The 16,046-nt window shown below is 47.9% G+C and carries 13 protein-coding genes; 10 read left to right on the forward strand and 3 right to left on the reverse strand.

The window, feature by feature from the left end:
• Window positions 1-370 precede the first annotated feature (370 nt).
• The 6 genes from EJO50_RS13675 to udp all read left to right on the forward strand — a co-directional run bounded on the left by EJO50_RS13675 (window position 371) and on the right by udp (window position 6,658).
• Window positions 371-1,648: a NupC/NupG family nucleoside CNT transporter gene (locus tag EJO50_RS13675; protein ID WP_125975043.1), complete on the forward strand. Its 1,278-nt coding sequence runs from the start codon at window positions 371-373 to the stop codon at window positions 1,646-1,648.
• Between the two features lie 181 nt (window positions 1,649-1,829).
• Window positions 1,830-2,606, forward strand: a complete 777-nt coding sequence (deoC, locus tag EJO50_RS13680; protein WP_125975045.1) for a deoxyribose-phosphate aldolase — start codon at window positions 1,830-1,832, stop codon at window positions 2,604-2,606.
• A gap of 66 nt (window positions 2,607-2,672) precedes the next feature.
• On the forward strand, window positions 2,673-3,980 hold the full coding sequence (gene deoA / locus EJO50_RS13685) for a thymidine phosphorylase (protein ID WP_125975047.1): 1,308 nt from the start codon (window positions 2,673-2,675) through the stop codon (window positions 3,978-3,980).
• Between the two features lie 39 nt (window positions 3,981-4,019).
• Window positions 4,020-5,234 (forward strand): phosphopentomutase, encoded by a 1,215-nt coding sequence (locus EJO50_RS13690; RefSeq protein ID WP_125975049.1) that lies wholly within the window; start codon window positions 4,020-4,022, stop codon window positions 5,232-5,234.
• A gap of 3 nt (window positions 5,235-5,237) precedes the next feature.
• The gene (locus tag EJO50_RS13695) at window positions 5,238-5,666 is read left to right on the forward strand and encodes a cytidine deaminase (protein WP_125975051.1); all 429 of its coding nucleotides are present in this window, start codon (window positions 5,238-5,240) and stop codon (window positions 5,664-5,666) included.
• Between the two features lie 230 nt (window positions 5,667-5,896).
• Window positions 5,897-6,658 (forward strand): uridine phosphorylase, encoded by a 762-nt coding sequence (gene udp / locus EJO50_RS13700; protein ID WP_125975053.1) that lies wholly within the window; start codon window positions 5,897-5,899, stop codon window positions 6,656-6,658.
• Window positions 6,659-6,853: 195 nt separating this feature from the next.
• Here udp and ilvA read toward each other — a convergent pair whose 3' ends face one another.
• Together ilvA and EJO50_RS13710 are read right to left on the reverse strand one after the other, a co-directional pair.
• The gene (ilvA, locus tag EJO50_RS13705) at window positions 6,854-8,368 is read right to left on the reverse strand and encodes a threonine ammonia-lyase, biosynthetic (RefSeq protein ID WP_206434396.1); all 1,515 of its coding nucleotides are present in this window, start codon (window positions 8,366-8,368) and stop codon (window positions 6,854-6,856) included.
• Between the two features lie 236 nt (window positions 8,369-8,604).
• Window positions 8,605-9,597: a DUF3369 domain-containing protein gene (locus EJO50_RS13710; protein WP_125975057.1), complete on the reverse strand. Its 993-nt coding sequence runs from the start codon at window positions 9,595-9,597 to the stop codon at window positions 8,605-8,607.
• Window positions 9,598-9,790: 193 nt separating this feature from the next.
• On the opposite strand from EJO50_RS13710, the gene hslU reads away from it, so the two are divergent.
• The 4 genes from hslU (at window position 9,791) to EJO50_RS13730 (ending at window position 14,746) form a co-directional block, all read left to right on the forward strand.
• Window positions 9,791-11,086, forward strand: a complete 1,296-nt coding sequence (gene hslU, locus EJO50_RS13715) for an ATP-dependent protease ATPase subunit HslU (protein ID WP_308418402.1) — start codon at window positions 9,791-9,793, stop codon at window positions 11,084-11,086.
• Window positions 11,087-11,919: 833 nt separating this feature from the next.
• Window positions 11,920-12,882, forward strand: a complete 963-nt coding sequence (locus EJO50_RS13720) for an ABC transporter substrate-binding protein (protein ID WP_125975059.1) — start codon at window positions 11,920-11,922, stop codon at window positions 12,880-12,882.
• 161 nt (window positions 12,883-13,043) lie between these two features.
• A complete protein-coding gene (locus EJO50_RS13725) occupies window positions 13,044-13,943 on the forward strand; it encodes an ABC transporter permease (protein ID WP_125975061.1) in 900 nt (299 codons plus the stop codon).
• Entirely contained in the window at window positions 13,940-14,746 is an 807-nt protein-coding gene (locus EJO50_RS13730) for an ABC transporter ATP-binding protein (protein WP_125975063.1), read from the forward strand. The genes EJO50_RS13725 and EJO50_RS13730 overlap by 4 nt, the downstream gene beginning before the upstream one ends.
• 295 nt (window positions 14,747-15,041) lie before the next feature.
• On the opposite strand, the gene EJO50_RS13735 is transcribed toward EJO50_RS13730, so the two are convergent.
• Window positions 15,042-16,016, reverse strand: coding sequence for a T6SS immunity protein Tli4 family protein (locus EJO50_RS13735; RefSeq protein WP_233702284.1), 975 nt, complete (start codon window positions 16,014-16,016; stop codon window positions 15,042-15,044).
• Window positions 16,017-16,046: the final 30 nt, after the last annotated feature.

Genomic DNA, 16,046 nt, shown 5'->3' on the forward strand with positions numbered 1-16,046 from the left:
AAATTTAGCTTTGCAAAGTCTGTGTTTTTTTGATTTCTCTCAAATAAGATACTAAATATAGTTGCTTACAATGTGGTTTTTAATTAATGCTTAAATAAAGCTGATTTTTCTTTAATTAAAGGTGAAAAATGATTATTTTTCACCTTGCAAAATAAAGCGATTTTTGTTTTTATGGTAAATGGCGTGCTTTTCTTACGCTCAATATTTTGCTAAACATTCATGTTGCTTTTAAATATGTCGAAGTATAAGTGAAACGCCTGATTTCTTCAGGTGTTGCCTGGCCTATATTGCAGGCTGAGTGAAAATCCGTAAAAAACAAGTCGCAGCGTACGCTGATTATAAAGCGGTATGTGAACCTCGGGAGACAAAGATGTTTGAAGTTGGACGCAGCCTAATAGGTATCGCTGTTTTATTATCGATTGCTTTTGCAATCTCAATGAACCGCAAAGCAATTAAACCACGCATTATTATTGCAGCATTATTAACACAGATTTCTATTGGTGCAATTGTATTGTTTATCCCATTGGGTAAAGATATTTTACTGAATGTGGCCAATGCAGTGAATCATGTGCTGGAATACGGTAATCACGGTATCTCATTTTTATTCGGCGGTTTAGTCGATAAAAAAATGTTTGAGGTATTTGGCAACGGCGGATTTGTGTTTGCATTCCGTGTGTTACCGATGATTATTTTTATGACATCGTTTATTTCAGTGCTCTACTATCTTGGTGTAATGCGCTGGATTGTGACGATTTTAGGGACCATCTTCCAAAAGCTGCTTGGTGTGAGCAAGCTGGAGTCATTCTCTGCTGTAACGACTATTTTTCTGGGGCAAAGCGAAATGCCTGCGGTGGTTAAACCGTTTATGAAAAGTATGAGTGGCCCCGAGCTGTTTGCGGTGATGTCCAGCGGTATGGCTGCGATTGCCGGCTCGGTATTGGCGGGTTACGCAGGCCTTGGCGTGCGTATGGAATACCTGATTGCTGCTTCATTTATGGCAATTCCGGGTGGTTTGCTATTTGCCAAAATTATTTGCCCAAGCACCGAAGAGAGTACGGTAGAAATTAAAGACCTGACTTTTGATGAAGAGCGCCCTGCAAATATGATTGAGGCGGGCGCTGCCGGCGCTGCGGTAGGTTTGAAAATTGCACTGAATGTGGGTGCAATGTTGTTGGCGTTTATTGGCTTGATTGCCTTGTTAAATGGCATGGTGGCAGGTGTGTCAGGTTTATTTGGTCATCCTGAATACAATCTGGAAATGATTCTGGGATGGCTGTTCTCGCCGCTGGCTTATTTGATTGGTGTGCCTTGGGAACATGCAACGCTGGCTGGTAATTTCCTTGGCCAGAAAATGATTCTGAATGAGTTTGTGGCCTTTGTAGGCTTGGCTCCTTATCTTAAAGATGCGGCGGATGTTTCGGCGGCCGGTTTGCAGGTCCTGGATGCTAAAACACTGGCTATTTTGTCTTTTGCTTTGTGTGGCTTTGCCAATTTCTCATCAATTGCCATTCTGGCAGGTGGTTTTGGGTCGGTTGCACCAGAGCGCCGCTCCGAAGTAAGCCGTTATGGCCTGCGTGTGGTGGCTGCAGCAACGCTGTCTAATTTGATGAGCGCAACGATTGCAGGCTTGTTTATTAGCATGGCTTAAAACTTTAGAGCAGGCTCTGCTGATTTGTTTCCTTGTGAAATATAGGTCAGCAGAGTTTGCTGGGAGTGTTGGGTTAGCTGGTTTGCTGACGATATTTACCCACAAATCAGCTAACTCAACATGCTCAGATCATGCTTCATTGATGAGGCGGGCTATTCGAATACTTTTTAAGAGGAACATCATGGCGACTCAAAATCAGCTCTGTGCCGCAGCCCTGCGTGGTTTGCATTTAATGGATTTAACCGCGCTGAACGATAGCGATACTGTAGCATCGATTGAAGCTTTAGCTGCATCAGCTAAAACTCCGGTTGGCAATCCCGCAGCGCTCTGTGTTTACGCGCAATTTGTACCAACAGCAAAAGCCGCGCTGGCGGCGTGCGACTTGAATATTCCTGTAGCTACTGTGACCAATTTCCCAAGTGGCGAGCCAACACCGGATGAAGCTGCGGCTGAAACTGCTGCCGCTATCGCTAATGGTGCAGATGAAGTGGATGTCGTGTTTCCATGGCGTGCGCTGATGGCGGGGGATGAGCAGGTTGGCTTTGATGTGGTAGCTCAAAGCCGCGCTGCGGTAGGTGACAAAATTCTGAAAGTTATTATCGAAAGCGGCGAGCTAAAAACACCTGCTCTGATTCGTAAAGCCAGTGAAATTTCAATTGCTGCAGGCGCGCACTTTATTAAAACCTCCACCGGTAAAGTGCCGGTGAATGCCACCTTGGAAGCCGCTGAAATTATGATTCAGGCGATTAAAGACAGCGGCAAAGCCGTGGGCTTTAAAGCTGCAGGCGGCGTGCGTACTGCACAGGATGCGCTGGAATATTTGGCGATTGCCGATCGCATTATGGGGCCGGACTGGGCACAAGCTGCGACTTTCCGTTTTGGAGCGTCCAGCCTGATGGCTAGCTTGCTAACCACTTTGGGCCACGACGCAGGCGCAACAGCTAAATCTGCGTATTGATTGCCTGATTGAATGTGGCGGGTTTTTCCCACCCTACAGAATGTGAGTTGTTTCAAAGAGGTTTATATGTTTCTGCCCCAGGAAATCATCCGTAAAAAGCGCAATGGTGATGTTTTAAGCGGCGATGAAATTCGTTTTTTTGTGTCTGGCATTAGTGATCAGAGCATTTCTGAAGGGCAAATCGCGGCACTTGCGATGGCCGTTTACTTTAAAGGCATGGAGCTGGATGAGCGCGTGGCGCTGACTTTGGCGATGCGGGATTCCGGGCAGGTATTGGATTGGCGCGGTCTGGATTTATCCGGGCCGGTGCTGGATAAACATTCAACGGGCGGCGTGGGTGATTTGGTTTCCCTGCTGCTTGGGCCAATGATTGCGGCTTGCGGTGGTTTTGTACCGATGATTTCCGGCCGTGGTTTGGGCCACACCGGCGGTACGCTGGATAAATTTGATGCTATTCCCGGCTACAACACCGAGCCAAGTACCGAGTTATTTCGCAAAACAGTACGTGAAGTGGGCGTGGCTATCATCGGCCAGACCGGGGATTTAGCTCCGGCTGATAAGCGCCTCTACGCAATTCGCGATGTGACCGCCACAGTGGAATCGGTGGCCATGATTACCGGCTCGATTCTGTCGAAAAAACTATCGGCAGGGCTGGATGCGCTGGTGATGGATGTCAAAGTAGGCAGCGGCGCATTTATGCCTAATCTGGCCGCATCGCGTGAGCTGGCAAGCAGCATTGTGGATGTGGGGAATGGCGCAGGCCTGCCCACCGCCGCACTGCTCACCGATATGAACGAGCCACTTGCCCCATGTGCGGGTAATGCCATCGAAGTGCGCTGTGCGCTGGATTATCTGAGTGGCAAACATCGCCCAGCGCGCTTGCATCAGGTGACGATGGCGCTTTGTAGCGAGATGCTGGTGCTGGGCAAGTTGGCAGCTAATGCGGCCGAGGCAGAAAGTAAACTCATGGCGGCCCTTAATAGCGGCCGGGCAGCAGAAATATTTGGCCGTATGATTGCCAGCCTTGGTGGGCCGGCTGATTTTATTGAAAAACCGGAACGATACCTGCCACAGGCAGCGCTACAAATTGCGGTGCCGGCTGCGCAAAATGGCTTTATTGTGGCGATAGATACCCGTGCTCTGGGGATGGCTGTAGTCAGCCTGGGTGGCGGCCGTCGTAAGCCGGGTGAGCTACTTGATTACGCGGTAGGAATTACACAAATTGCTGGCTTAGGCCAGGAAGTGAGAGCTGGCGAGCCATTGGCGATCGTGCATGCACAAAACGCACAGGCAGCAGCGCTGGCAGCGCAAGAAATACAGGCCGCATTTACTTATGGTTTAACTGCCGTTGCCAGTAACCCAATTATTTATTAATTATATTTTGGTCGGTAAACCCGTCCTGAGGAGTCAGCCGTGCGTGCTATTTTCCTGATTATGGATTCACTTGGTGTAGGCGCTGCGCCCGATGCAGACAAATTTGGTGATGTAGGCTCCAATACCCTTGGCCATATTGCAGAGCGTTGTTTTAATGGTGAAGCCGATATTGATCGCAGCGGCCCGTTGAAAATTCCGAACTTAGAAACGTTGGGAATGGGTTTGGCATGTGGCCTGGCTAGCGGTACGGTGCCAGCGGGTCTGTCTGCTACGATTACGCCGATTGCGGCCTATGGTGCGGCATTCGAGATTTCTTCGGGTAAAGACACGCCTTCGGGCCACTGGGAATTAGCAGGCGTGCCGGTCTTGTTTGACTGGGGTTATTTTACTAAAAAAACGGATACTTTCCCGCCAGAGCTGCTGGAAACGCTGGTGAAACGCGCGGGTCTGCCCGGCTATCTGGGTAACTGCCACGCTTCTGGCACCGATATCATTGCCAAGCTGGGTGATGAGCATCGTGCCACGGGCAAGCCGATTTTTTATACTTCGGCCGATTCGGTGTTCCAGATTGCTGCACACGAAGAAAGCTTTGGTCTGGAAAAACTCTATGAGCTTTGCCAGATCGCCCATGAAGAAATGCTGCCCTACAATATTTGCCGCGTAATTGCCCGCCCGTTTAGTGGAGAAACAGCCGCCACTTACGCCCGCACTGGCAATCGTCACGATTATGCGGTGGCCCCACCTGCCAAAACCGTGCTGGAAAAGCTGACCGATGCAGGCGGTACGGTCGTTTCTATCGGCAAAATCGCTGATATTTACGCTAATTGCGGCATCACTAAAGGCATCAAGGCCAGCGGTTTGACCGCGCTATGGGATGCTACGCTAAAAGCCACGATTGAGGCACCGGATAACAGCATTGTGATGACCAATTTTGTTGATTTTGATGAAAAATTTGGTCACCGCCGTGATGTTGCCGGTTACGCCCGGGGTTTGGAATTATTCGATAAGCGCCTGCCAGAAATGCTGGCCCTGCTTAAAGATGACGATATTTTGATTATCTCTGCCGATCATGGCTGCGACCCAAGCTGGCCAGGCACTGAGCACACGCGCGAACATGTGCCGGTATTGGTTTACGGTAAGTGCGTTCCGGCAGGCAGTATTGGTATTCGTGAATCTTTCGCCGATGTTGGGCAGAGCCTGGCTAACTGGTTCAATCTTTCTTCTTTCCCTGTCGGGAAAGCTTTTCTGGAGTAAGTCATGAAGCGTGAAGAACTCGATTCAAGAGAATTACTCGATCAGGCCCGCATCGCCAGAACGATGGCTTATGCGCCGTATTCGCGTTTTCTGGTTGGCGCGGCGCTGATTACCAAAGATGGCCGTGTGTTTCACGGCTGTAATGTAGAAAACGCTTCTTATGGCCTGTGCAATTGTGCAGAGCGTACCGTGCTGTTTAGTGCGGTGGCTAATGGCTATAAACCGGGTGATTTCTCTGCTATTGCCGTGGTTGGTGACACCGATGGCCCGATTGCGCCTTGCGGTGCCTGCCGCCAGGTCATGATAGAAATCGGCACACCGGCGCTGCCGGTGATTTTGGGCAATATGAAAGAAGATATGGAAGTCACTACGGCAGGCGCTCTATTGCCGGGTGCGTTCTATCTTGATCCAAACGATACACCTGCGCTGTAAATATCAAATACGTAGAGCGGGAGAAATCCGTTAAGTTTTGCGATGAAACAGCGGGGGTTTCACCCGCCCTACGATTACATCTCAAATTAAACTCAAACTATAAAACGCAGGATTTTTAAGAAGACGACGTGGTACGAGAAAATGATTGGTTTTCTCCGTGGCCCTCTGTGTTCTCTGTGTCCTCCGTGGTTCAAGGTTTGGGTTCGTTTTTTTTAAATTGAAGGACTCTCATGTCTAAATCTGAAGTTTTCCATTTAGGTCTCGCTAAAAGCGATTTAGCTGGTGCCACTCTTGCGATTGTTCCAGGGGACCCTGCTCGTGTGCAGCGTATTGCTGAAAAAATGGGCAATGCCAAGTTGCTGGCCAGCCATCGTGAATTCACTACCTATCTTGCCGAACTCGATGGCAAGCCGATTGTGATTTGCTCTACCGGCATCGGCGGCCCTTCTACTTCAATTGCGGTTGAAGAGCTGGCACAGCTGGGGATTAATACTTTCCTGCGCGTGGGTACAACCGGCGCAATTCAAGCGCATATCAATGTGGGTGACGTGCTGGTGACTACCGGCTCGGTGCGTCTGGACGGCGCAAGCCTGCACTTTGCACCGATGAGCTTCCCTGCTGTGGCTGATTTTGGCTGCACGACGGCATTGGTGAATGCGGCTAAAAAAGCAGGCAAACCACTGCATATCGGTGTAACGGCTTCATCAGATACTTTCTACCCGGGGCAGGAACGTTACGATACTTGCAGCGGCCGCGTGGTGAGTAGCATGCAGGGCTCGATGAAAGAATGGCAAGCGATGGGCGTGATGAATTACGAAATGGAATCAGCCACTTTGCTAACTATGTGTGCCACTCAGGGCTGGCGTGCAGGGATGGTGGCGGGTGTAATCGTAAACCGCACCCAGCAGGAAATTCCGGATGCAGAAGCGATGAAGCTAGCTGAGCATACTGCGGTAGATATCGTAATTGAGGCTGCACGTAATCTGCTGTAATTTTTCAGGCTCAGGTGTGCAAAAAAAACCAAACCTTGAACCATAGAGAGCACAGAGTTTCACGGAGAAAACCAAAATAAATAATCGGTTTAGCTCTTGTGGAGTATGGCTTTGAGTGATGCTAGGGTGTTATTTCTGGGTTGATTTTGTGCTTTATCCTTTGAAAAACAGGCCGTCTTTTGACGGCCTGTTTTTTTACGCGCCCAGAAATAAGTGATACGCAGGATTATTGCTTTCATCCCAGTGCATATAGCCCAGCTTTTTCACAAAGTCCTTGAATGCGGCATCGTCCTGTTCCGGCACCTGAATGCCAACCAGGATACGGCCGTAGTCTGCACCGTGATTGCGGTAGTGAAAGAGGCTGATATTCCACTTTCCATTCATTCCGTCCAGGAAGTTGAGCAAGGCACCGGGGCGCTCAGGAAACTCGAAACGCATCAGGCGCTCGTTGCAAACATTTGGCGCTTTGCCGCCAACTAAATGGCGGATATGCAGTTTGGCGAGTTCATTATCTGTCAGATCGACAGCGGCGATTTTTGCGCTGGCAAGATTTGCAATCAGATCAACCACTTCGCTGCGATTCTGGATCGATAGGCCGACAAACACATGGGCTTCGGTGGCGCAGGAATAGCGGTAGTTGAACTCGGTGATATTGCGCGCGCCAATTAGCTTGCAAAAAGTACGGAAAGAGCCTGGCTGCTCTGGAATAGTAACCGCCACAATTGCTTCGCGCTGCTCGCCCATCTCGGCCTGCTCGGCAATATAGCGCAGGCGGTCAAAATTCATATTTGCGCCTGATGCTATGGCGATCAGGGTGGCGTCTTGTTTGCCTTCACGTGTGGCCCAGGCTTTAAGGCCCGCAATGGCAAGTGCTCCGGCTGGCTCCAAAATGGAGCGATTGTCTTCGAATACATCTTTAATTGCTGCGCACATGGCGTCGGTATCAACCAGAATCACGTCATCTACAAAATCTGTACAAAGGCGGAAGGTTTCCTCGCCAACCTGTTTAACCGCTACGCCATCGGCAAAAATGCCCACTTGTGGCAGGGTAATGCGCTCGCCCAGTTTCAGGCTTAAATACATGGTGTTGGCATCGGTTGGCTCTACACCCATGATTTTAATTTCCGGACGCAGGCGCTTGATATACGCGGCCATCCCGGCAAGCAGGCCGCCGCCGCCGACAGGAATAAAAACCGCATCGATATGATCTGGATACTGGCGCAAGATTTCCATTGCCACGGTACCCTGCCCGGCAATCACATCAGGATCATCAAAGGGATGAATCAGCGTGGCACCGGTTTGCTCGGCTAAGTTAAGCGCGTGCTGATAGCAATCGGAGTAAGAGTCGCCAATTAAAACCACTTCGGCACCCCGGCGGGTAACAGCATCAACTTTAATATGCGGGGCCGTTGTTGGCATCACAATCGTAGCGCGGCATTTTAAGTGCTGGGCAGCCATTGCCACACCTTGCGCATGATTGCCTGCCGATGCAGCGACTACACCACGCTCCAGCTCGGCGTGGCTAAGTTTGGACATTTTGTTGTAAGCACCGCGAATTTTAAATGAGAATACGGGCTGCATGTCTTCGCGTTTAAACAGTACTTTATTACCAATGCGGCGCGACAGATTGGGGGCAAATTCGAGGGGGGATTCAATAGCCACATCGTAGACACGGGCTTTGATAATACTTTCCAGGTAATCTTTCGACATAGCAATATTAGGGACTGGTGAGAGGGAACGGATTATTCTACCGTTGAAAACGGTGAATTGGGGCTTTGAAAAAGCAGTAAATTGAAAATTAGGTTGATTTAATTTTGTCTGAGAAAAAGATATCGCTTAATTCTATCTTTCAATGCAGATACTTAGCGGCCGCTTTAGCTGAAAATGCTTCTAATTCTCTGGGTTTTTGTTGTATTAAAGCCGCTTCTGTAGAAGGCAGGGCTTTGTTATTCCCCTTCGCGCATGGTTTGGATTTCTTTATTCATCATCAGGTTTTCAAAAGCAATACCGGCATTGTGGCAAAATAATTCGATTAGCTCTTTATCCGTATTGGATAAGGCAACAGGGCCATCGATAATGAGCAAATTAACCGGGCCGCGCTCGGTGTGGAAAAAACCAACAAAGTGGTCGTTGGCATAAATACTTTGTTCGTTTTGTATGGCCTGTTTGATAGACGTATCAAAACGCAGTAGTTCATTCAGTTCCAAAGGTTTGCCGCAAAGCTGTTCATAGCCCCCGGTGGCATGAATAACCTGAATGGCCCCATTTTGAGAGAGGGCTGCTATACCGCTTTGTACTGAGATATAAAGGGCTTCCTGTTCAAAAAAGAGCAGAGATTGCAGTTGCTCCAGCACTCCTTGAGCAAATTGTTGAATAGATTGTTGTTTAAAGATACTGGCCGAGGCTTCGATGACTTTCATTAAGCCCCGGCGGCTGGCGGCAAGCATCTGGCGCTGGTACTCAAGCAGCATAATGTCTTTGTATGAGCGTAGGGTTCCCAGGATGGCAGTGTAAAGCTTGTCACGGGTCAGCTCGGTTTTGGCCTTGTAATCGTTAATATCGTAGTTTTCAATGATTCGCCGTTCGGGAACCATCCCGGGCTGACCGGTGCGCAAAATAATACGAATCTGATGATTGCCCAGCGTTTCCCGAATAGCATGGGCTACCTGCAGGCCGGAATCCTCCTGCTCCATAACTACATCGAGTAACACCAAGGCGATATCATGGCGGGTGCTGAGCAGTGCCAGGCTTTCTGCACCAGAGTAGCAGGATAAAATTTCCAGCTGTTTACCGAGGAATTTAATATTGGCAAGTGCCAGCCGGGTTACATGATGAATATCCGGCTCATCATCAACAATCAAGATGGTCCAGCAACCGGTGTTGTCTGTTTCACCTGGGCTGTCTTCTTCCAGCCAGTCATCATCCGCGCTATCTGCCATATTTCTCTCTGCGTAAGGCTTGTATATAGGCAGTGTAGAACTTATCTGCGGCTGTGAGAGTTATTTTGCGGAAGCTTATTAGTATTTAATTTTTGAATGTTAATAAGCCATGAAAAATGAAATATCCATTGATCAGACTTTAAATTTATTCTGTGCGTCACCATCTGTTTTTATATTTTGTTAAGGATTGATTATGAGCCATATGACGCCGCAGGAAATTGTTCACGAGCTGGATAAGCACATTGTTGGCCAGGCCGCTGCAAAGAAATCGGTAGCCATTGCGCTGCGTAATCGCTGGCGCAGACAGCAGGTAGCAGAGCCCTTGCGTAGCGAAATCACTCCGAAAAATATATTGATGATCGGGCCGACCGGTGTGGGTAAAACCGAAATTGCCCGTCGTCTGGCTAAATTGTCCGATGCACCCTTTATTAAAGTGGAGGCAACCAAGTTCACCGAGGTGGGCTATGTAGGTAAAGATGTAGACAGTATTGTTCGTGATCTGGTTGAGGTTGCAGTAAAACAGGTGCGGGATAAAGCCATTAGCCGTAACCGTAATCGCGCCAGTGATTCTGCTGAAGAGCGCATTCTGGATGTGCTTTTACCTCCCGGTGGCAGTGATGAATCGGACACGCGCCAGAAATTTCGCAAAATGCTGCGCGAGGGTAAATTTGATGATAAAGAAATTGAAATTGAAGTCGCAGCAGCTGTGCCAACCATGGAAGTGATGAGCCCTCCGGGCATGGAAGATTTTTCCAGCCAGATTCAGCAAATGTTTAAAGGCGCGTTTTCGGATAAAAAGAAATCGCAAAAGCTGAAAGTAGCAGAGGCGATGAAACTGCTTACTGAGGAAGAAGCAGCCAAGCTTGTGAATGAAGACGATGCAAAAACCGAAGCACTGCAGGCGGTTGAGCAAAATGGCATTGTGTTTATTGATGAGATTGATAAAGTGACCAGTCGTGCCGAGTCGGGCAGTGGTGAAGTTAGCCGCCAGGGGGTGCAGCGTGATTTGCTGCCGCTGGTAGAGGGCACAACGGTAACGACCAAATACGGCATGGTGAAAACAGACCATATTCTGTTTATTGCCAGCGGTGCTTTTCATTTAGCCAAGCCTTCGGATTTGATTCCCGAGCTGCAAGGGCGTTTTCCGATCCGGGTTGAGCTAAATTCGCTCACCGTTGATGATTTTGCCAGCATCCTGACCGGCACTGATGCCTGCCTTGTGAAGCAGTACCAGGCTTTGCTCGCCACAGAGGGCGTTGAGCTTGATTTCACCGATACGGGTGTAAAGCGTATGGCCGAAATTGCCTGGCAGGTGAATGAGAGCACCGAGAATATCGGTGCGCGCCGCTTGTATACCGTAATGGAGCGCTTGCTGGAAGAAATTTCCTTTGATGCCAAGAGCGGCAGGATTGTGGTGGATGCAGAGTTTGTAAGTAGCAAATTGGGTGGCATTGCTGCAGATGAAGATTTGGCGCGCTATGTGCTTTAGTTAAGTGCAATACAGTGTGCCAGTGTTTGTAGTCATCTGCTGCCGGATATACACATAATTTGCCAAAAATACAGGCAGAAAACCGTAAGGTTTTCTGCCTGTATTTTTGTAGATTGATAAAATCATTTGAAAAACAATAGCTTGTTTGTGTGGGGCAGGAGGTGGCTTGCTTACAATATGTTTTTGCACAAATACTGCTGGATAATGGCATTTGTGTGAACTACGCTGGTAGGCACCTTTCCTGCGAAGCCGGTTTTTCTAAAAGATTTATTGAAATTTGTGTCGCTCCCTGACTCATCATTAACCATTTTTTTGCGGTGTATCAAGGTGTACTTCTGGCTTTTACACACAGGCAGTATTGTGCTTTCAACTACTTTTTATAAATGTTATTTATCTTTTCATTTTTAGCCGCCAAGCGGTATCTGGCTTAGATCTTACGTTGTTTTTCCTTCTTTGTGACAGGCTGATTTTTTTGATTTAAATCTTCCAAATCATGGCTCAATTAATATCTTACCCACAAAGTTATCCACAGATTGCTTTATCTCTAGGTAGATGAATTTACATTAGAGAAAATGCCTTCTATTAGGGATATCCCCGTTTTGTATCTTGTACATACTTCCCTCTATTATCTTCGATACAACTACAGCTGATTACCTTTATTTGCCCGGTATTTTATTCAGGATGAGGCTAAAGCAAAGGTTTGGCTATTTGCCTGTCATTTAATTGAAAAACGCTTATTTTATATAGGCAGGCCGGCTTATCCATTACTTTAAAAAGTTTAGGCCTTTTCTTTTCCCAAGCTTCAAAATCACTTTGAAACAAGGATTTGCCAGATGCTTAAACTATCTAAACCTGCTCTTTTGGCCGCACTGGTCAGTTTGTCGCTGGCAGCTGGTGCCAGTGATATGAAGTCGGTGGCCGTAACGGCAATTGTGGATCACCCTGCACTGGATGCTGCACGCAAAGGGGTGGAGGATGAATTAAAAGCGGCGGGTTTTGAGCCGGGCAAGCAAATTAAATATCAATTTCAAAGTGCGCAGGGTAATACCGCAACTGCCGCTCAAATTGCGCGCAAATTTGTTGGCGATCAGCCTGATGTGATTGTGGCAATTGCTACGCCAAGTGCACAGGCTGTGGTGGCTGCAACGCGTACAATTCCGGTGGTGTTTACGGCGGTGACTGATCCGGTGGCGGCTAAGCTGGTGAAAAGCTGGAAGACAGGCAACGATAATGTAACCGGCGTATCCGATATGCTGCAGTTATCCCCTCAGATCGATTTAATTCTTAAAGTAAAACCCACTGCCAAGCGCATCGGCATGGTGTATAGCCCGGGTGAAGTAAATTCAACCATTGTGGCCAAAGAATTAAAAGCGGAGCTGGTTAAACGCGGTATGACGCTGGTGGAAGCGCCTGCAGCGCGCACGGTGGATATCTCGACAGCGGCTAAAAGCCTGGTTGGCAAGGTCGATGCGATTTACACCAATACTGATAATAACGTGGTGTCCAGCTACGAATCCTTAGTGGGCGTGGCACAACAGGCACAGATTCCTTTGGTTTCAGGTGATGCCAGCCTGGTAAAACGGGGGGCTGTGGCCGCGATGGGGATGAGCTATTACGACCTGGGCCGTCAGACCGGCAAGATGGTGGTGCGTATCCTGAAAGGTGAAAAAGCCGGCGATATCGCGCCTGAAGTGGGGGCTAAGCAAGAACTGATGGTCAATGCCGCTGCAGCCAAAAAACAAGGTGTAACGCTGTCTGCAGAGTTGCTAAAAGAAGCTAAAGAAGTGGTGAAGTAAGTTCTTCTGTATTAATCAAAAAGGGCCAGCTAAATGAGAACACCGAGATCACAGAGGAAGACAGGGTTTACTTTGTATTTCTCTGTGTGCTTCGTGTCTTCTGAGTTCTCTGTGTTTACAGACCTTTTGCGATCTTTTTAATGTTCCCCCTTGGAATACTTATGACTCCCATTGCCTTGATGGGCGCATTGGAAATTGGTTTGATCTTTGCGCTGGTGGCGCTTGGGGTGCTGATTTCTTTTCGCCTGCTCAATTTCCCAGATTTAACTGCAGATGGCAGCTTCCCCCTTGGTGGTGCGGTGGCGGCAACATTAATCACTGGCGGGCATGATCCTTGGCTTGCCTGTGCAATGGCGGTGCTGGCAGGGGCAGCTTCGGGCTGGCTGACAGCATGGTTGAATGTGCGGCTGAATATTTTGCAGCTTTTGGCCAGTATTTTGGTGATGATTGGTCTGTATTCAATTAATTTACGCATTATGGGCGCGCCTAATTTGCCGCTGATTGGCTCTTCTTCAATATTTACCCCTTTTATTGGTGAGCAGTTAGACAGAGGCTGGCAGGTGCAACCCGCGGTGCTGGCGGTGATTATTGTGCTGGTTAAGCTAGGCATGGATTTCTTTTTTGCTTCGCAAGCAGGGCTGGCGATGCGCGCTACCGGAGCCAATCCCCGTATGGCACGGGCTCAGGGGATTGCCACCAACAAGATGATTTTAGTGGGCATGGCGCTTTCTAACGCTCTCATTGCTTTTGCAGGTGCGCTCTATGTGCAAACGCAGGGCGGGGCAGATGTGTCGATGGGCGTAGGCACGATTGTGGTGGGCCTTGCTGCGGTGATTATTGGCGAGACACTCTTGCCATCGCGCAATCTGTGGGTGATTACGCTGGCAACGGTGCTGGGGGCTTTGCTTTATCGCCTGCTGATCGCACTGGCGCTTAATGCCGATTTTATTGGTTTAAAAGCGCAGGACTTAAACTTAATTACCGCCGTTCTGGTGGGATTTGCCCTGGTGCTGCCAAAGGTAAAAGCCAAGCTTTTTCGTAAGAAGGGGAAATGGTCATGATGGAAGTCCGTGATTTATATAAAACCTTTAACCCCGGTACGCCGATTGAAAATCTGGTTTTGCGTGGTTTATCACTCACCATCGAATCCGGCCAGTTTATGACCGTGATTGGCAGCAATGGCGCGGGCAAATCAACTTTTCTGAATGCGATTTCCGGTGATCTGCGAATGGATAGCGGCAGCATTCATATCGATGGACAGGATGTTACCCGGCTTTCTGCATGGCAGAGAGCGGGCATGGTGGCGCGGGTGTTTCAGGATCCGATGGCAGGCACCTGTGAAGGCTTGAGCATCGAAGAAAACATGGCCCTTGCCTGGCAACGCGGTAAAAAGCGCGGTTTTGGCCGGGCGGTTAAAAACGAGCAGCGGGCGATTTTCCGCGATAAGCTGGCTACCCTGGAGCTGGGTCTGGAAAACCGGTTAGGGGACAGGATGGATTTACTCTCTGGCGGGCAAAGGCAGGCGGTGAGCCTGTTGATGGCCTCCTTGCAGCCATCGCGTTTGCTGCTGCTGGATGAGCATACCGCCGCGCTGGATCCTAAAACCGCCGCTTTTGTGCTGCAGCTGACTGATCGGATCGTCAAAGAAAACAACTTGACCGCACTGATGGTGACGCACTCCATGCGCCAGGCGCTGGATCATGGCCATCGCACCGTTATGCTGCATCAGGGGCAGGTGGTGCTGGACGTGGAAGGGGATAAGCGCCACACCATGGAAGTGGGTGATTTGCTGGCGATGTTTGAAAAAAATCGCGGTGAAAAAATTGATGATGATGCTTTGTTATTAGGGTCTGTTGAGGTTTGATTCATAATTTCATTTCGTTAAGCCGGAAATCAAATATCAACAGACTTTAGTAGGCGGATATAGGTTTGCTTTGGAGATTCATATTCTTTTGAATGTTTAAGCTTCAGCCATTCTGATTATTCAGCATATTTTTTAATATGGCTTCTGCAGATAAACCAACCAAATAACACCCAAAGCAATAGGTTTTTGTTTTCTCAAACATGGTTTGCTCCGCTGCATAGGAGTTTGCAGCCAGAGCAAGTAAGGATATAGATGCAATAAGCATTGGGTGCAATGGTTTTTTTCCTGATCAGGGTTAATTACTTGGGCGGATGCGGATAGTTTTAACAATTGCTTCGTAAAGTGCCATTGCTTCTTGATTGCTCAGTGTGGATGGCAAGGTTTGACCTCCACCTGATTCGCCGGTTTTAATTTCCAGGTTAATTGAAGGCAATAATGGGTTTCCAATCTCACCTAAAGTTTCCCAGGTGAATATATGGGCAATACCTGTTTCATCATCAGAAGGCAGAGCAGTAAGTGCTTCTTCACCATTTAGACCATTAATATTGCGTTTTCCTTCTTTATTATATTTTAGTTTCTGCCCAATCTTTTTTATAATGCCTGATGCATGGATTCTTTCCAGTAAGGACTGCTCTTGCTTGAAATAAACATTGCTTTCTATACGTATTTTAACGTAGGGATGATTCTTTAAAACAAAATAAAGGCTTGCAGCTTCTACTTGCTGTGTTTTTCCATCATTAGCCACAAAGCCATTTTCAAAACAAAAACCTGGCTCTTTAGGTATTTCATTTTGGGGGCGGTAGCGGACTTGGTTAAGGTAGTCTTCAAACTCAGTGATTACAGATTTAATATATTGGGCACCATATGATCGATCTGATGTTGTAGCCGCATAGCCTTGATCCAAATACTTAAAAGTATCTATGCCATAAGCAGTGCTTCCATATCGGGTGGCCGAAGAAATTATCATTCTTTGCTGATCATTATTTTTAAATTGTGATTCTGATAAAATATAGTCTTTTTTATCTTTTTCATTTGTTAATTCAAATTCTTTCAAGGTGATTAATTTATTAATATCTGCCTTTGTTGTTTTTAATGTTTTAATTCCTGAGCTTGATAAATAACCATTTCCTTCATTTTTAAGTTCGGCTTCATTGGGTACATTAACCAAATAACGCCCAAAACAGTAGGTTTTTGTTTTCTCAAACATGGTTTGCTCCGCTGCATAGGAGTTTGCAGCCAGAGCAAGTAGGGATATAGATGCAATAAGCATTGGGTGCAATGGTTTTTTTCCTGATCAGGA

It is taken from the genome of Iodobacter ciconiae (assembly GCF_003952345.1).
Taxonomy (GTDB): domain Bacteria; phylum Pseudomonadota; class Gammaproteobacteria; order Burkholderiales; family Chitinibacteraceae; genus Iodobacter; species Iodobacter ciconiae.

What these genes read in the sequence shown, in the direction of transcription:
- EJO50_RS13675 (WP_125975043.1), top strand. Translation starts at nt 371, where the DNA reads ATGTTTGAAGTTGGACGCAGCCTAATAGGTATCGCTGTTTTATTATCG.
- deoC (WP_125975045.1), top strand. Translation starts at nt 1,830, where the DNA reads ATGGCGACTCAAAATCAGCTCTGTGCCGCAGCCCTGCGTGGTTTGCAT.
- deoA (WP_125975047.1), top strand. Translation starts at nt 2,673, where the DNA reads ATGTTTCTGCCCCAGGAAATCATCCGTAAAAAGCGCAATGGTGATGTT.
- EJO50_RS13695 (WP_125975051.1), top strand. Translation starts at nt 5,238, where the DNA reads ATGAAGCGTGAAGAACTCGATTCAAGAGAATTACTCGATCAGGCCCGC.
- udp (WP_125975053.1), top strand. Translation starts at nt 5,897, where the DNA reads ATGTCTAAATCTGAAGTTTTCCATTTAGGTCTCGCTAAAAGCGATTTA.
- ilvA (WP_206434396.1), bottom strand. Translation starts at nt 8,368, where the DNA reads ATGTCGAAAGATTACCTGGAAAGTATTATCAAAGCCCGTGTCTACGAT.
- EJO50_RS13710 (WP_125975057.1), bottom strand. Translation starts at nt 9,597, where the DNA reads ATGGCAGATAGCGCGGATGATGACTGGCTGGAAGAAGACAGCCCAGGT.
- hslU (WP_308418402.1), top strand. Translation starts at nt 9,791, where the DNA reads ATGAGCCATATGACGCCGCAGGAAATTGTTCACGAGCTGGATAAGCAC.
- EJO50_RS13720 (WP_125975059.1), top strand. Translation starts at nt 11,920, where the DNA reads ATGCTTAAACTATCTAAACCTGCTCTTTTGGCCGCACTGGTCAGTTTG.
- EJO50_RS13725 (WP_125975061.1), top strand. Translation starts at nt 13,044, where the DNA reads ATGACTCCCATTGCCTTGATGGGCGCATTGGAAATTGGTTTGATCTTT.
- EJO50_RS13730 (WP_125975063.1), top strand. Translation starts at nt 13,940, where the DNA reads ATGATGGAAGTCCGTGATTTATATAAAACCTTTAACCCCGGTACGCCG.
- EJO50_RS13735 (WP_233702284.1), bottom strand. Translation starts at nt 16,016, where the DNA reads ATGCTTATTGCATCTATATCCCTACTTGCTCTGGCTGCAAACTCCTAT.